Genomic DNA, 15,082 nt, shown 5'->3' with positions numbered 1-15,082 from the left:
CCCCCCCCCCCCCCCCCCCCCCCCCCCCCCCCCCCCCCCCCCCCCCGCGCCAGGTCCACCGAGCCTTCGGTATGGCCGCGACGGGTCAGCACGCCGCCATCACGCGCACGCAATGGGAACACATGGCCAGGGCTGACGATGTGACGCTGCTCGGCGGTCGAGCGCAGTGCGGCCTCGATGGTGGTGATCCGGTCCTGCGCTGACACGCCGGTGCTCACGCCCTCGGCCGCCTCGATGGTGACGGTGAAGCCGGTGCCGTGGCGGGCCTGGTTGTTCTGCACCATGGGTGCGAGCTGCAAGGCGTCGACCGTGGCTTCGTCCAGGCACAGGCAGACGATGCCGCTGCAATCGCGAATCATCATGGCCATGGTCTGCAGCGACAGGTTTTCGGCAGCGGCAACGATATCGGCTTCGTCCTCACGATCATCGTCGTCGAGCAGCAGCACGGGGCGCCCGGCCTGGAAGGCGGCGATGGCGGCGGTGACGTTGGGGAATTTCGAGTGGTGCAAGGTGGACATGAAACGCTCCTCGTGAATGATCGATGAACGTCTCGGGGCGAACAAAATGCGCGCGCAAGGGCGCCCGATGGCCCCGCGCTTGCGCCTTCTTTCATCCGGACTATGACCGTCGGCTCTGGAGTCTCACCAGATCTGCTGACCCCCGGCATGGCCGGGGCGCTCGCGGGCTCATCTTTCGATTTACCGCCGGTGGGGACTTTCACCCCGCCCTGAAGACCGGGGGAGCATACCGCAAACCGACCGTTTGCTGGCAAGCCCTGCTTAAGTCGATGCCCGCTTCCCCCTCGATCCCTGTAGGAGCGGGCTTGTCCCGCGATCGGGCGCGCAGCGGCCGCAATCCAGGCGACTATCTTTTCCTGAAACACCTCGGGGCCTGGTTTTACGGCCGCTGCGCGCCCGATCGCGGGACTAGTCGGGACGCCGAACCGCCGCTCCCACAGGGATTGGGCTGAACTTTAAATTTTGGGTCAGACAGTTGCCTACAGGTCAGTGCAGCCTGCCGCGCTCGACATCCGTCATCAGCGCTTTGGCAAAGGCGCTCAGGTAGTCGGCGGCGGTCAGCAGCCGGGCGTCCTGCTCCATCAGCCCTTCGTGCAGCAGGTGGCGGATGCAGGCAAGCAGGTTCATCACTTCGTCGTAGGCATGTTCGGCGGGAATGCCGGGCAGGATGCGGAACATCTCCACAGGCGGGTTGCCGGATTCATTGAAAGTTTCCAGGCCGGCAGTCAGGAGAGGTGGGTCGGGGACGATCTTTTTCATGGCTTTACTCCTTGGTGCAAGGGAGCCGCCACATCTTTCTCAAGGATTTTGGGTGGCGGCCGCGCGCGGGGTGAGAAAACCGAGGGAGCAAAGAAAACTCGGCCAGACCGAAGTCTGCCCGCGCGCGGCTGCCATAAAGACATGCTCGTTTACTCATCAACGGGTTCTCACACCCGGCCGCAAACATCGCGACCCAGGGACGTTATTCCTGAGGTGATTTCCCGACAACAGAGAAGCTTCGGCAAGGCGAGTAGGATACTTCCCAAGCCCACTTGGCCCGAAGCATTTGATTTCAGATTGGGAAACGTCCTACGGCCTAGCTATCACCCCTGACCCTTCACCTGCTGCCAATCCAGCCCGAATCGCGCCAGGTACTTGCGCAGGCGATCGGCGTCGTTGGGGTTGGCCTTCTCCTGGCGCGACACCGCGAACAATTGGCGCCCGGCCTCGGACAGGCTTGCTGCGCGGCGACAAACGTCGATCACCGCCTGCAACTGCACCTGGTCGAACAGGTCCAGTTCGCGCCCGGCCAGTACCGGCTCGCTCTCGCCCTCCAGCCCCCAGGCATGACGCAAACGCTCGATCTCCTCTGCCACCAGGGCCTCGTCTATTCGCCCGCTGTCGGCCAGCGTCGCCATGCGCGTGATCGAGGCCGACAACTCGCGGAAGTTTCCGGCCCAGCGGGCTTCGCTGGCGTGGGCGAAAGCCAGGTAGCTGCGCTTGGCCTCCAGGTTGAAACGCACCTGTCGGCCTTGTTCGCGGGCATGGCGCTGCAACTCGAAGTCCAGGTTCGGCTCGATGTCTTCGCGCCGCTGCGCAAGCCCCGGCAGGGCGAAGGTCCACAGGTTGATACGGGCGAACAGGTCTTCGCGAAACGAGCCTTCGGCGACCTTGGCGCGCAGGTCGCGATGGGTGCCGGCGATCAGTTGGAAGTCGCTCTGCACTTCGCGGTCCGAGCCCAGCGGGAAGAAGCGCTTCTCTTCGATGGCCTTGAGCAGCATGGCCTGCTCGTCGGCACCAAGCTCGCCGATCTCGTCGAGAAACAGCATGCCGCCGTCGGCGGCGCGCAGCAGGCCATCGCGGGCGTTCTGCGCACCGGTAAAGGCGCCCTTGGCATGGCCGAACAGGGTCGACATCGCGCCATCGCCGCGCAAGGTCGCGCAGTTGACCTCGATGAACCGCCCCTGCAACTGGTGCCGGCCGCGCTTGAGCTCGTGAATGCGCCGGGCCAGGAACGACTTGCCGGCGCCGGTAGGCCCGACCAGCAGGATCGGTGCCTTCGAGCGCAGGGCGACGCGTTCGATCTGCTCGATGGTGCGGTTGAATGCCGCGTTGCGCGTGGCAATGCCGGACTTGAGCAGCGACTGCGCTTCGACCTGCTCGCGGCGAAAGCGCGAAGCGATCAGGTCGTAGCGCGACAGGTCAAGGTCGATCAGCGTGGCGATACCTGCTGGGTCGCTGGCTTCGTCGTGCTTGCGTGAGGGCGAGGTCTGCACCAGGCGTGCGGGCAGGTAGCGCGCTTCGGTGAGCAGGAACCAGCAGATCTGCGCGACATGGGTGCCGGTGGTGATATGCACGAGATAGTCCTCGCGCTCGGTGTCGAAGGGGTAGCCGCTGGAAAAGTCGTGCAGGGCGCCATAGACCTCTTCGAAATCCCATGGGTTACGCAGGCTGAGCGGGTGCAGCCGCACCTCGGTGTGGGGTGACACCTGCTGTACGTCGGCGCGGATGCGTTCGGCCAGGCTGATGTCGCGTACGCCGGGGCCGTGAATCAGCTCCAGGCGATCGAGCGGCAGGTCTGGCTGGCGGCACAGGCCGATCGTGGGGCGCCAGCGGTTCCAGCGTGCGGCGCCCTTGCCATTACGGTCGAGGGTAGTGCCGAGAAAACCGATAGCAACAAGAGCTTTGCTCATGGATTTATCCCAAAAGATAAAGTGTTATCCAATCATATATGAATGTTCGGGTTTCCTGCTGCCGCTGAAATTGTCAGAAAACCGAATGGAAAAAATAAATCGTTAAAAATCAATAACTTAAAAAACAAATCGAACAGTATTTAAAAGCTGGCACGCTGCTCGCTATATCCCTTTCGACCGAATCGCCAGGCAGGCCCAAGGGCAAGGGGTTGTGACCCCGCTGGTGCACGTACCCACTCAGGTGTCGGTGTCGTGCATGCCGCCGCTGCAACGACCGGTCGCCCTGTGCAGTACCCGTGAAACGGCTGCACAGACGCTCGCCGGGAAGCCCCGGCACTACCCTCCTAAGGTAGCTGTGAACGTAACACCCGCTGGTGCGGTGCAGGTCAGGCAAGCAGGGCCAGGATGGCCCCTCGACGGCCACGGACGCCTGCACCACCGCCGGCCCACCCGGCCTGCCGGCCGGACCTGACGCAACGAAGGACGCCGCCTGAGCCCTGCTCACGGTGCCTGACTCCGCCAGGTCTCGCCCGCAGTGCCCGGTGCGCCGGCACCACCGGCAACCCTGGATATGGATGAAAAGGATAGAAAGATGAAATTGTTCAAACGCTTTGTCGTGAAGAAGAACGAACGTGGCCTGCTGCTCGATGAAGGCGACTTCGAGGCCATCCTCGAGCCTGGGCAGTATTCGCGTGTCGACTGGCGCGACCGGCTGGCGGTGCAGACCTTCAGCCTCAATTCCCCGCTGTTCGACCATCCGCTGGCAGGCTACCTGCGTCAGCACCAGCCGCAGTTGGTCGAGCAGTATTTCGAGCGCATGGACCTGGGCGAGCATGAGCTGGGCCTGCGTTTCGAGGACGGTCGGCTGGTCGAGCTGCTGGCACCGGACAGCCGTCGCCTGTACTGGAAGGGCCAGGCCCGGCAGACCCTGGAGCGAGTCGACCTGAGTGGCGGACGGCGCGTTGCGCCTGCATTGCTCGCACGCTTGAACCGTCCGGGCATGGCCGGCCTTGAGCATGTGTTGCTGGTCAGCGTGCCGGCGTTCCATGTCGGCGTGCTGAAGATCGACGGCGCCGTGTTCGACTTGCTCGAAGCCGGGCAGTATGGCTTCTGGCGCTGCGGTAGCCAGGTAACGGTGGAAAACGTCGACACCCGTGTGCAGGCACTGGAGGTCGGCGGCCAGGAAATCCTTACCCGCGACAAGGTGAACCTGCGTCTGAACCTGGTCGCCAACTGGCGCTACGCCGACGTGCTGATGGCCCATGCACGCTTCAGCAAACCGGTGGAGCACCTGTACCGTGAACTGCAATTCGGTCTGCGCGCCGCCGTGGGGACTCGGACCCTGGATGAGTTGCTGGAAGACAAGCAGTTCATCGACGACAGCATCAGCCGCCACCTGCAGACGCAACTGCCGGGCAGCGGTCTGGAAATCAGCAGCCTCGGGGTGCGCGACATCATCCTGCCGGGCGAGATGAAGACCCTGCTGGCGCAAGTAGTGGAGGCGGAAAAGGCGGCGCAGGCCAACGTGATTCGTCGCCGTGAGGAAACCCAGGCGACGCGCTCGCTGCTCAACACCGCCAAGGTGATGGAAGGTAGCCCGACGGCCCTGCGCCTGAAGGAGCTGGAAACCCTGGAGCGGGTGGCCGAACGCATCGACCGGATCTCGGTATTCGGTGGTCTGGATCAGGTATTGAATGGCTTGGTCAGCCTCAAGGCAGGCTGATCGAACACGAGGAACAAGGACATGAACCTGTTGGAAGTGGCCGGCGGCAAGCCGATCAAACTGTGGACCGATGGCGTGCCGGTCGAGGACGACGCGCGTCGGCAACTGATGAACACCGCACGCATGCCGTTCATCTTCAAGCACCTTGCGGTGATGCCGGACGTGCACCTGGGCAAGGGTTCGACCATCGGCAGTGTGATCCCCACCGTGGGTGCGATCATCCCGGCAGCGGTTGGCGTGGACATCGGTTGCGGCATGATCGCCGCACGCACCTCGCTGCACGCGCGCGACCTGCCGGACAACTTGCATGGCCTGCGCAGTGCCATCGAGAAGGCCGTGCCCCATGGCAAGACGTTCGGTCGTCGTGACCAGGGCGCCTGGGGCGAAGTGCCGAGCCAGGCCGACCAGACCTGGGGCCGCCTGGCTGGACGTTTCAAGGTGATCACCGACAAGCATCCGCAACTGGAGAAGACCAACAACCGCAGCCACCTCGGCACCCTGGGCGGCGGTAACCACTTCATCGAAGTCTGCCTGGACGAGGCCGACCGGGTCTGGTTCATGCTGCACAGCGGTTCGCGTGGGGTGGGCAATGCCATCGGTAACCTGTTCATCGAGCTGGCCCAGGCCGACATGCGTCAGCACCTGGCCAACTTGCCGGACAAGGACCTGGCCTATTTCGAGGAAGGTAGCCGGCATTTCGCCGACTATGTCGAGGCGGTGGAGTGGGCGCAGGACTTTGCCCGGCAAAATCGCGAACTGATGATGCAGGCGGTGGTGGCAGCGACCCGCAGGGTGCTGGGCAGGCCTTTCGAGGCCAGCCTGGAGGCGGTCAACTGCCATCACAACTATGTGCAGCGTGAGCAACACTTCGGGCGCGAAGTGCTGGTGACCCGCAAGGGCGCGGTATCGGCGCAGAAGGGTGAGCTGGGCATCATTCCCGGCTCCATGGGCGCGAAGAGCTTCATCGTCCGTGGGTTGGGCAATGAAGAGGCTTTTTGCTCGTGCAGCCACGGTGCAGGGCGGGTGATGAGCCGGACCAAGGCCAAGAACCTGTTCACCGTCGAGGACCAGCAGCGTGCCACGGCCCATGTGGAGTGCCGCAAGGACAAGAGTGTGATCGACGAGATTCCGATGGCCTACAAGGATATCGATGCGGTCATGCATGCCCAGCGCGAGCTGGTGGAGGTTGTGCACACCCTGCGTCAGGTGGTGTGTGTGAAAGGTTGAAGCGGCGCCAGCGGCGCCCTGACAAGGAGTGAAGAGATGTACCAGGACGACCCACATCCACTGTCCGACGCCATGCGCATGCGGGTGCTCGAAGAACTTCAGCGCATCGAGCGCGAGCATGACGTGACTGTGCTGTACGCCTGCGAGTCCGGCAGCCGCGCCTGGGGCTTCGCCTCGCCGGACAGTGACTACGGCGTGCGTTTCGTCTATGTGCAGCGTGCCGAGTGGTACCTGCGCGTGGAGGAACCGCGCGATGTGATCGAGCGACCCCTGAGCGATGAGCTGGACGTCAGTGGCTGGGAGTTGCGCAAGGCATTGCGTTTGCTGCGAGGTGCCAATCCGAGCCTGCTCGAGTGGCTGGGCTCGCCGTTGGTGTACCGGGCCGACGAGCAGGCCCGTGAGCAACTGGGCGCGCTGGCTCGTGCGTTCTATTCGCCACGCGCTGTGCGCCATCACTACCTGTCGATGGCCCGCAAGAACCTGCGCGGCTATCTGTCGGGTGACACGGTGCGGCTGAAGAAGTACCTCTACGTGATCCGCCCGTTGCTGGCGGTGCGCTGGATCGACCAGGGCCTGGGTATGCCTCCGACTGCGTTCACGGCACTGCTCGAGCGAACCGTCGATGAGGCGGATGTGCGCCAGGCGATCGATCAGTTGCTCGAGCGCAAGCGCCGGGCGGGCGAGACGCAGCACGGGCCGCGGGATGACGTGCTGCACCGGTTCATCGAGGCCGAGCTGGCGCGGGCCGACACGGTCGAGGTGGCGCGTGGCGAGCGCAGCGACACTGGAGTGCTGGATCGCTTTCTGCTGGAGACGGTCGGGCGGTTTCAGGCGCAGTACGGTTGAGCCTGTGATTTCGAGGCTGGCGCAGCATCTGGGCTGCCCCACAATCTGTGGGAGCGGGCTTGCCCGCGAAAAGGACACCGCGCTGCCTGGCACGGGCTCCGCCCGTGTTCGCGGGACAAGTCGGAGCGCCGAACCGCCGCTCCCACAGGGATTGGGCTGGTCTTTAGATTTTGAGCAAGACAGTTGCTACACGTGTCGGGTCGGGTTGTGGGTGCTCATTCCATACAGCGGCTCCCAGGCACGGATGCCGCTGTTGATGTTCACGCTGCGCTCCAGGCAAACCCGTTCGCCTGCAAAGCTCAGGCACACCCGATCGCGGAATGCCGAGCGCGGGTACACCCATTCCAGCTCCAGTCGATCTGCCGCCACCCAGCGCGCCGTCGCCAGCACCGGTGCATCGCGCAGTGCATAGCCATGGTGCAGTTGTGCCCCCGGCAACGAGCTGGTGCCCGCGACCCAATGATCGATCCCGGCTTCGATGCGCTCGCTGCCCGTCGCCTCTACCCACTCCATCACCAACCGCTCGCCGGCCTGCAACAGGTTCAGCGTTTCGATGCCATACGGATTGGCCTCGAGCGCAAAACTCATTCGTGCAGGTAGCGGCTGGGTCGGACGTGCGAGCGAGCGCAGTGGTTGCTCTTCGGCGAAACGCTGGAGCACCTCGCGTAGCCGTTCGTCACCTGCGGCCCCAGCCTGTTCACCGCGCAGCGCCGCGCTCAGATGACGATCGATGAAGGGCGTCACCTGCGCCGACTTCTCCATTGCGCCGAATACCGCCAGCGTGGCGCGCTCGCCGGGGATCACGGCGGCCATCTGGGCGAACACGCCCACGGCGCTGTAACCGTTCGCCGGTCGGTCGGTCCACCAGTGATAGCCATAGCGACTGCCCTCGCCACCCTGGGCGCGCGTTGCCGCCTCCACCCACGCCTGCGGCAGAACCTGCTCGCCGTTCCAGCGCCCGCCGTCACGGTGCAGCATGGCCAGCTTGAGGACATCCACAGGCCGCGCCGTCAGGCCGTTGCCGCCGGGGCTGATGCCTTCCGGGCTGATGTCCCAGTGCTGCGCCTCGAAGCCCAGCGGCTCGAGCAGGCGCGGCTTGAGGTAGTCATGCAGGGTGACGCCAGCAACCTGGGTCAGCACTGCGGAGAGCATGTAGCTGGCGGCGCTGGTGTAGACGAAGTCGGTGCCCGGCGCGCTGGTCAGCGGTATGCGGAAGAACTCCTCGACCCAACTGCCGTCGATGCCGCGCCAGATCGAGCCGGAGGTGTTGCCGCCGTGGCCGGTGCGCATGGTCAGCAGGTGCTCGACGGTGATTTGCGCGGCGCGTGGGTCGGTGGCGCCTGCCGCCGCTTGCGGGAAGAACTTCGCCAGAGGGTCGTCCAGGCGCAGCAGCCCTTCGTCGATGGCCAGGCCGATGGCGCAGGCGGTGAAGCTCTTGGTGATCGAGTGGGTCACCCGTGGGGTCAGCGAATCGTACGGCCAGCGCCAGGCGTCCACTACCAGCACGCCGTCGCGCTCGAGCATCACCCCGTGCAGTTCGAGCCCGGCCTGTTGCACCGCCTCGAGAAAGGCGGCGACCCCGAAGCCGTCGATGCCGACGCTGGAGGGCAGCCCACGGGGCAGGTCATGGGCGGCAGGCTGATCGGCGGTGATTGGCTGGGGCATGGGTATTCCTCATGATGCGGGGCGTTGTTCAGTCGGCGGTGCGCGGGTGGACCAATCGGCTGTAGGACACCAGCATGCCGATGAAGACCTGGGCCACGCTGGTCAGCGTCGCGTTCTTGCGGGTGATCAGGGCCACGTCGCGGTGGCTCAGGCGCTCCTCGATGGGGATCTTCACCAGCGAGGAGGAGAACAGTTTCAGCGACGGAATGATCGCCGGCTCGATGGTCAGGTAGTCGGTCTCGGCGACGATATGCAGGGTCTCGAGCAGCGATTCGGTGGTGATACCGATCTTCGGCATGCCCAGCCCGTGGGCGCGGAACAGCTCGATCAGGCGGCCCTCGGTGCCACCGACCAGGCCGTCGCGGCGCACGCTGATCCATTTGCACTGGGTCAGGTCGCGTACCGAGCGTGCATCACGCAGTGGGTGATCCTTGCGTGCGATCACCCCGGCGCGGGACGCGTGCAGGCGCTGGATGGACAGGTCGATTTCATCGACATGGGCGGGCAGGGCGCACAGGGCGAAGTCCAGGCGGCCTTCGCGCAGTTTCTCGATGAGGATCTTGGTCGAACCGCTGGTCACCTCGAGGCGGGTCTGCGGGTGCTGCGAGGTAAAGCTTTCGAACACCGGCACCAGCAGTTCGGCCAGCGGTTCGGAGGTGACGCCCAGGGCCACATGGCCCTGGGGTTCGACCAGTGCACGGACGTCAGCCACGGCGCGGTCGCAGTCCATCAGGATGGCGCGGGCATGAGCGATGAAGCGCTGGCCGGAGTCGCTGAGCCGGATGCCCTGGTTGGTGCGGTGCAGCAACGGGCCGCCGAGCTCGCGCTCCAGGGCCTGGACCGACTGGGTGAGGGTGCTTTGCGCGATGTTCAGTGCGCGGGCCGCAGCCCGGAAGCTGCCCATGTCGACCACGGAGCAGAAGGCGCGCAGGTGGGTCAGGGTCATTATTGTTCGAACTCCGCAGGGTGCGTGGGGGCCGTGCTTGATGGGGCCATGTTAGAGAGCGATCGAATTTGCCGTCAGTGCGCTTTTGCTGATCCCGATAGCTTTATTGGATCAGGTGTTTCTGGGCGAAGAGCCCGTTATGACCAGCGCAGCATGGCCTTTGCCGAAAGTTTTTGGCAGGGGTGCACGGCAAGTCTGCGATCAGCGTGATTGGCTATGCCACTCATGATCGGAATTTTTGTGCTTACGCAGCGACGCCACCTGAGACAGGATGCGCCAGGCATCGCTACCGGGCCTCGGGCGTACGTCACCCCAGAGCCACGGTCATAACAACAACAACGAGTTCCCGGATCGGGGCGCAACCTTTCACGACTCTGCCGCCGACTGCATTGGATCTCGAGCCCGAGGGGAATAACTTGAACAAGACTCTGATTCTGATGACTGGCCTGATGGCCTCCATCTGCGCCAACGCTCAGACACAAAACACCCTGAATGTCGCCCTCAACGCCGACATCCGCAGCACCCAGCCAGGCGTGAACCGCGACACCAACTCCGATGCGGTGGTGCTGCACCTGTTCGAAGGCCTGGTCGCCTTCCGCGAAGACGCAAGCGTCGGCCCGCTGCTGGCCAAGGAGGTCGTCACTTCCGACGACGGCCTGACCTACACCTTCAAGCTGCGCGACGGCGTCACCTTCCACAACGGCAAGCCGCTGACCTCCAAGGAAGTGCTGTGGACCTGGCAGCGCTACATGGACCCGGCCACCCAGTGGCGCTGTACCGCGTCGTTCGACGGCCACAGCGGCGCGAAGATCGTCGATATCAAGGCCCCTGACGCGCAGACCGTAGTCTTCACCCTCGACCAGCCCAACGCCCTGTTCCTGGCCAGCATGGCGCTGCCCGAGTGCGGTGGCAGCGGCATCATACACCCCGACTCGGTGGTCAATGGTGAGTGGACCACGCCGATCGGCACCGGCCCGTTCAAGCTGGCGACCTGGAAGCCGGGTCAATACGTCGACCTGGACCGTTTCGCCGAATACAAGGCGCGTGACGAGGCTGCCGATGGCTATACCGGCAACAAGTCGACCACCCTCGACCGCGTGCACATGACCATCATCCCGGATCCGGCCGCCGCCAAGGCTGCGCTGCTGTCGCGCAACGTCGACATGCTCAACGACGTCAGTGCCCTGGAAGCCAAGGAGCTCGAGGCGCTGCCTGGCGTGCGTATCTCGGCGAGCACCACCATGTCGACCAGCGCCGTGCTGTTCCAGACCAAGGACCCGCTGTTTTCCGACGTGCGCATGCGCCAGGCATTGGCCCACGCGCTGGACACCAGCACCATCGTCACCGCGCTGACCGAAGGCCGCTCCAAGCCCAACCCTTCGATGGTCGCCTTGGGCAGCCGTTACCACACCGCGGCGCAGGACAAGGGCTGGGGCTATTCGCCCGAAGAAAGCAAACGGCTGCTCAAGGAGGCCGGCTACAAAGGCCAGCCGATCCAGCTGATCACCAACAAGCGCTACCCGAACATGTTCGACATCGCCGTCTATGTGCAGGCCATGGCCAGCCAGGTCGGCCTGAACATCCAGTTGCAGACCATGGAATGGGGCACCCAGCTCGAGCGCTACCAGAGCGGTAACTACCAGGTGATGGTTTCCACCTATTCCGAGCGCCTGGACCCGGCGCTGAACTACGACGCTGCCGCCGGCGACAAGAGCAAGGAGCCGCGCAAGGTCTGGGATGACGCCAAGGCCCGCGAACTGATCGCCGAAGCCCGCCGCGAAGGCGAGCCGGCCAAGCGCCAGGCGCTGTTCGACGAGCTGCACAAGGACATGCTGCGCGACCTGCCGCTGATCCCGCTGTACAACGGCAATGCCATCACCGTGACCCGCGAGTATGTGCAGGGCCAGCGCCCATGGCCGGTGTCCAAGCCGCGCCTGTAGATGATCAGCCTCGATAACCAGGGGAAGAGCTGACATGTTTCGGTACATCCTTCAGCGGCTGGGCATGGCGATCCCGACCCTGCTGCTGATCGCGGTAGCGGTGTTCACCATCATTCGGCTGATTCCGGGCGATCCGGCACTGCTGATGCTCGGTGACATGGCCGACGAACAGAGCCTGGCGAGCACTCGCCAGGCCCTGGGGCTCGACCAGCCGATGGCGGTGCAATTCGTGATCTGGTTCAAGGCCGTGCTCAGTGGCGACCTGGGCCATTCCATCACCACCCGCGAAGCGGTACTGCCGATGATGCTCGAGCGCTTCGGCGTCAGCTCCAGCATCGTGCTGATCGCCGTGCTGCTCGCCAGCCTGATCGCGGTGCCCGCCGGCATGCTGGCGGCCTGGAAACAGAACGGTTCGCTTGACCTGTCGGTGGTGGCGGTGGCCACCCTGCTGCTGTCGATCCCGTCGTTCTGGCTGGGCCTGCTGCTGCTCTATGGTTTCGGCATCAAGCTGGGCTGGTTGCCGATCGTGGGCTACGTGAGTTTCGACCAGGACGCCTGGCAGTCGATGCGCTACATGATCCTGCCGGTGGCGACCCTGACCCTGGTGGAGATCGGTGCGATCACCCGCATGGCCCGGGCCAACGCCATCGAGGTGCTGCGCCTGGAATACATCACCCATGCCCGGGCCAAGGGCCTGTCGGAAAGCGCAGTGCTGTGGAAGCACGCCCTGCGCAACGCCTTCGCCCCGACCATGACCCTGATCGGGCTGATCCTGGGCAACCTGCTGGGCGGTATCGCGGTGCTGGAAACGGTGTTCACCTTGCCTGGCATCGGGCGCCTGATGGTCGATGCGATCTTCGGTCGCGACTACCCGGTGCTGCAGGGCTGCCTGTTGCTGGTCACCTTCATCTTCGTACTGGTCAACCTGCTGGTGGACCTGCTGTACCCACTGTTCGACCCAAGGGTGAAGCTATGAGCAAGCCTCAGACTCCGACCCTGTCCCCTGCGGACATGTCATCCACGCCGGCCCCGCGCGCTCGTCGCCGTCGGCCGCTGCAACTGAACGCGCTGGTCGGCCTGACCCTGCTGGCGATCCTGACCCTGGTGGCCTTGCTCGGCTTGGTCTGGACGCCCCACGACCCGGTGCGCCTGGACCTGTTGACGCGCCTGCAGCCACCTTCGGCCGCGCACTGGCTGGGCACCGACGAATACGGCCGCGATGTGCTCAGCCGCCTGATGGTCGGCGCACACACCAGCCTGTGGGTGAGCCTGCTGACGGTGATCGTCGCGGTGACCTGCGGCACCATTCTCGGTTTGCTCGCCGGCTACCTGCGCGGCAACGTCGACCGGGTGCTGATGATGATCAACGACACCCTGCTGGCCTTCCCGGGGATTCTCATGGCGCTGGCGCTGATGGCGATCATCGGCCCGAGCCAGTACGGCATCATCCTGGCCCTGAGCATCGCCTACACGCCGTCGGTGGTGCGTGTGGTGCGCAGCAGCGTGCTGTCGTTGCGCGAGCGCGAGTTCGTCGAGGCCTCGCGGGTGATCGGCAACTCCGAGCTGTACACCATGCTGCGCCATGTCGCGCCCAATTGCGTGGCGCCGGTGTGTGTGATCGCCACCAGCATGTTCGGCTGGACCATCCTCGCCGAAAGCTCGCTGAGCTTCCTCGGCCTGGGCGTGCCGCCACCCGCTGCGACCTGGGGCAACATGCTTGCCGCCAGCCGTCCCTTCATTGCCTCCGCGGGCTGGCTGGGGCTGTTCCCCGGCATGTGCATTGCCCTTTCGCTGTTGGCCTTCAACCTTGCCGGCGACGCCCTGCGCGACCGCCTCGATCCGCGCATGAGGACGCTGCAATGAGCCAGACCCAACCCTTGCTGGCCGTCGAGGGCCTGAAGATCCGCGCTGGTGTCGATGGCCCGGTGGTGGTCGATGACCTGGCGTTCGACATCGCCCCGGGCCAGATCGTGGCGCTGGTGGGCGAGTCCGGCAGCGGCAAGACCATGGCCGCGCGTGCCGCCATCGGCCTGTTGCCGCCGCCGATGCGGGTATGCGGTGGCAGCGTCCGCTTCCAGGGCCAGGACCTGGGCAGCCTGAGCCCGCAAGCCCTGCGCGAGATTCGCGGGGCGAAGATCGGCATGGTGTTCCAGGAACCCATGGTGTCGCTCAACCCGGCACTTCGCATCGGCGAGCAGATGGCCGAAGGCATGCGCCTGCACACCGAGTTCGACGAGCAGACCATTCGCCAGAAATGCCTGCAGATGCTCGGCGACATCGGCATCCGCGACGCCGAGCGCTGCCTGCAGGCCTACCCGCACGAGTTTTCTGGCGGCATGCGCCAGCGCATCATGCTCGCCTCGGTCATGCTGCTGCGCCCGGCGCTGCTGATTGCCGACGAGCCGACCACTGCGCTCGACTGCCTGGCCCAGCTCGATGTGCTCAAGCTGATGCTCGAGCTGACCGCCAAGCAGGGCACCGCGGTGCTGTTCATCAGCCACGACCTGTCGCTGGTCGCACGCTATGCACACAAGGTGGTGGTGATGCGCAATGGCAAGGAGGTCGAGCAGGGCCCGATCGACCAGGTACTGCTCAACCCCCGTGCCGAGTACACCCGTCAGTTGCTCGAAGCGCTGCCCAGCCGTGGTGAGTTGCCGCCACTGCCGCAGGCCAACGCGCCGCTGTTGCAGATCGATGGCGTGCAGATCGCCTATCCCGGCCCGCGCCGGATGTGGCGCAAGAGCGAGGCGCGGCGCGTGGTGCATGGCGCCAACCTGCACATCGCGCCGGGCGAGACGCTGGCGCTGGTGGGCGGCAGTGGCTCGGGCAAGACTACCCTGGGGCGGGCCATCGTCGGGCTGGTCAAGCCCAGCGCTGGCGAGATCCGTTTCCAGGGCCACGACATTGCCCAGGCGGCCAATCGCAGCCATCGCCTGCAATGCCAGATGATCTTCCAGGACCCGTTCTCCTCGCTTAACCCGCGCATGAGCATTGGCCAGATTCTCGCCGAGCCGCTGCGCCATGTGCCGGACATGAGCCCGGCCCAGCGTCGCGCACGGGTGTTGGCGACGCTGAACGACATCAACCTGCCGGAGCGCCTGATCGACCGCTTGCCGCACGAGCTGTCCGGCGGCCAGCGCCAGCGTGTGGCGATTGGCCGGGCGCTGGTGCGCAGGCCCAGCCTGGTGGTGGCCGACGAGCCGATCTCGGCGTTGGACATGACTGTGCAGAAGCAGATCCTCGAGCTGTTCGAGCGCCTGCAGAAGCAGTACGGATTCGCCTGCCTGTTCATCTCCCACGACCTGGCAGCGGTGGAGCGCATCGCTCACCGGGTCGCGGTGATGTGCCAGGGCGATGTGGTGGAAATCGGGCCGCGCGACGAGATCTTCGATCGCCCTCAGCATGCCTATACCCGGCAATTGCTGGCAGCGTCGTGCCCGTTGGAGAAGCTCGAAGGTGGCGGTTTCAGGCTGCGCCAGACGCCTGCGACGAGCTGATCCACAAACCTTGATTCACCTTCCTCGGATGGCGCCAACCCCCGGTTG

At 65.0% G+C, this 15,082-nt stretch carries 12 protein-coding genes and 1 riboswitch; of the genes, 7 read left to right on the top strand and 5 right to left on the bottom strand.

Translation table 11 applies throughout. From position 1 onward, the window contains the following. The 3 genes from IAE40_RS23975 to rtcR all read right to left on the bottom strand — a co-directional run. Positions 1 to 518, bottom strand: a 518-nt coding sequence (locus IAE40_RS23975; RefSeq protein WP_200603977.1) for a 3,4-dihydroxy-2-butanone-4-phosphate synthase, incomplete at its 3' end; no start/stop codon positions are given. A 79-nt stretch (positions 519 to 597) separates the two neighbouring features. After that, a riboswitch (FMN riboswitch) is annotated at positions 598 to 739 on the bottom strand. Positions 740 to 1,004: 265 nt separating this feature from the next. Continuing rightward, complete coding sequence (locus IAE40_RS23970; protein ID WP_200603976.1) at positions 1,005 to 1,277, bottom strand: DUF3077 domain-containing protein; 273 nt, start codon at positions 1,275 to 1,277, stop codon at positions 1,005 to 1,007. Positions 1,278 to 1,600: 323 nt separating this feature from the next. Beyond that, positions 1,601 to 3,190 (bottom strand): RNA repair transcriptional activator RtcR, encoded by a 1,590-nt coding sequence (gene rtcR / locus IAE40_RS23965; protein ID WP_200603975.1) that lies wholly within the window; start codon positions 3,188 to 3,190, stop codon positions 1,601 to 1,603. A 592-nt stretch (positions 3,191 to 3,782) separates the two neighbouring features. Between rtcR and IAE40_RS23960 the strand changes: the two genes are divergently transcribed. From IAE40_RS23960 to IAE40_RS23950, 3 genes are read left to right on the top strand one after another with little or no spacing between them, the layout of a single operon-like run. After that, on the top strand, positions 3,783 to 4,913 hold the full coding sequence (locus IAE40_RS23960) for a slipin family protein (RefSeq protein WP_200603974.1): 1,131 nt from the start codon (positions 3,783 to 3,785) through the stop codon (positions 4,911 to 4,913). Between the two features lie 21 nt (positions 4,914 to 4,934). Continuing rightward, on the top strand, positions 4,935 to 6,140 hold the full coding sequence (locus tag IAE40_RS23955) for an RtcB family protein (RefSeq protein WP_153774431.1): 1,206 nt from the start codon (positions 4,935 to 4,937) through the stop codon (positions 6,138 to 6,140). Between the two features lie 36 nt (positions 6,141 to 6,176). Next, the gene (locus IAE40_RS23950) at positions 6,177 to 6,986 is read left to right on the top strand and encodes a nucleotidyltransferase domain-containing protein (RefSeq protein ID WP_200603973.1); all 810 of its coding nucleotides are present in this window, start codon (positions 6,177 to 6,179) and stop codon (positions 6,984 to 6,986) included. 186 nt (positions 6,987 to 7,172) lie between these two features. Here IAE40_RS23950 and IAE40_RS23945 read toward each other — a convergent pair whose 3' ends face one another. Next, positions 7,173 to 8,651, bottom strand: a complete 1,479-nt coding sequence (locus IAE40_RS23945) for a serine hydrolase domain-containing protein (protein ID WP_200603972.1) — start codon at positions 8,649 to 8,651, stop codon at positions 7,173 to 7,175. Positions 8,652 to 8,679: 28 nt separating this feature from the next. Beyond that, on the bottom strand, positions 8,680 to 9,597 hold the full coding sequence (locus tag IAE40_RS23940; RefSeq protein ID WP_054892768.1) for a LysR family transcriptional regulator: 918 nt from the start codon (positions 9,595 to 9,597) through the stop codon (positions 8,680 to 8,682). A 416-nt stretch (positions 9,598 to 10,013) separates the two neighbouring features. On the opposite strand from IAE40_RS23940, the gene IAE40_RS23935 reads away from it, so the two are divergent. From IAE40_RS23935 to IAE40_RS23920, 4 genes are read left to right on the top strand one after another with little or no spacing between them, the layout of a single operon-like run. Further along, entirely contained in the window at positions 10,014 to 11,537 is a 1,524-nt protein-coding gene (locus IAE40_RS23935; RefSeq protein WP_200603971.1) for an ABC transporter substrate-binding protein, read from the top strand. Between the two features lie 34 nt (positions 11,538 to 11,571). Further along, positions 11,572 to 12,513, top strand: coding sequence for an ABC transporter permease (locus IAE40_RS23930; RefSeq protein WP_063542551.1), 942 nt, complete (start codon positions 11,572 to 11,574; stop codon positions 12,511 to 12,513). Further along, positions 12,510 to 13,400: an ABC transporter permease gene (locus tag IAE40_RS23925; RefSeq protein ID WP_081255193.1), complete on the top strand. Its 891-nt coding sequence runs from the start codon at positions 12,510 to 12,512 to the stop codon at positions 13,398 to 13,400. The genes IAE40_RS23930 and IAE40_RS23925 overlap by 4 nt, the downstream gene beginning before the upstream one ends. Then, positions 13,397 to 15,034 carry an ABC transporter ATP-binding protein gene (locus IAE40_RS23920; protein ID WP_151926359.1) on the top strand — a complete coding sequence of 546 codons (1,638 nt, stop codon included), beginning with the start codon at positions 13,397 to 13,399 and terminating at the stop codon, positions 15,032 to 15,034. Before IAE40_RS23925 ends, IAE40_RS23920 begins: the two co-directional genes overlap by 4 nt. Positions 15,035 to 15,082: the final 48 nt, after the last annotated feature.

The sequence above is a fragment of the Pseudomonas sp. S44 genome, assembly GCF_016624805.1.
Classification (GTDB): Bacteria; Pseudomonadota; Gammaproteobacteria; order Pseudomonadales; family Pseudomonadaceae; genus Aquipseudomonas; species Aquipseudomonas machongensis.
This window is presented reverse-complemented; position numbering and strand designations above follow the sequence as displayed.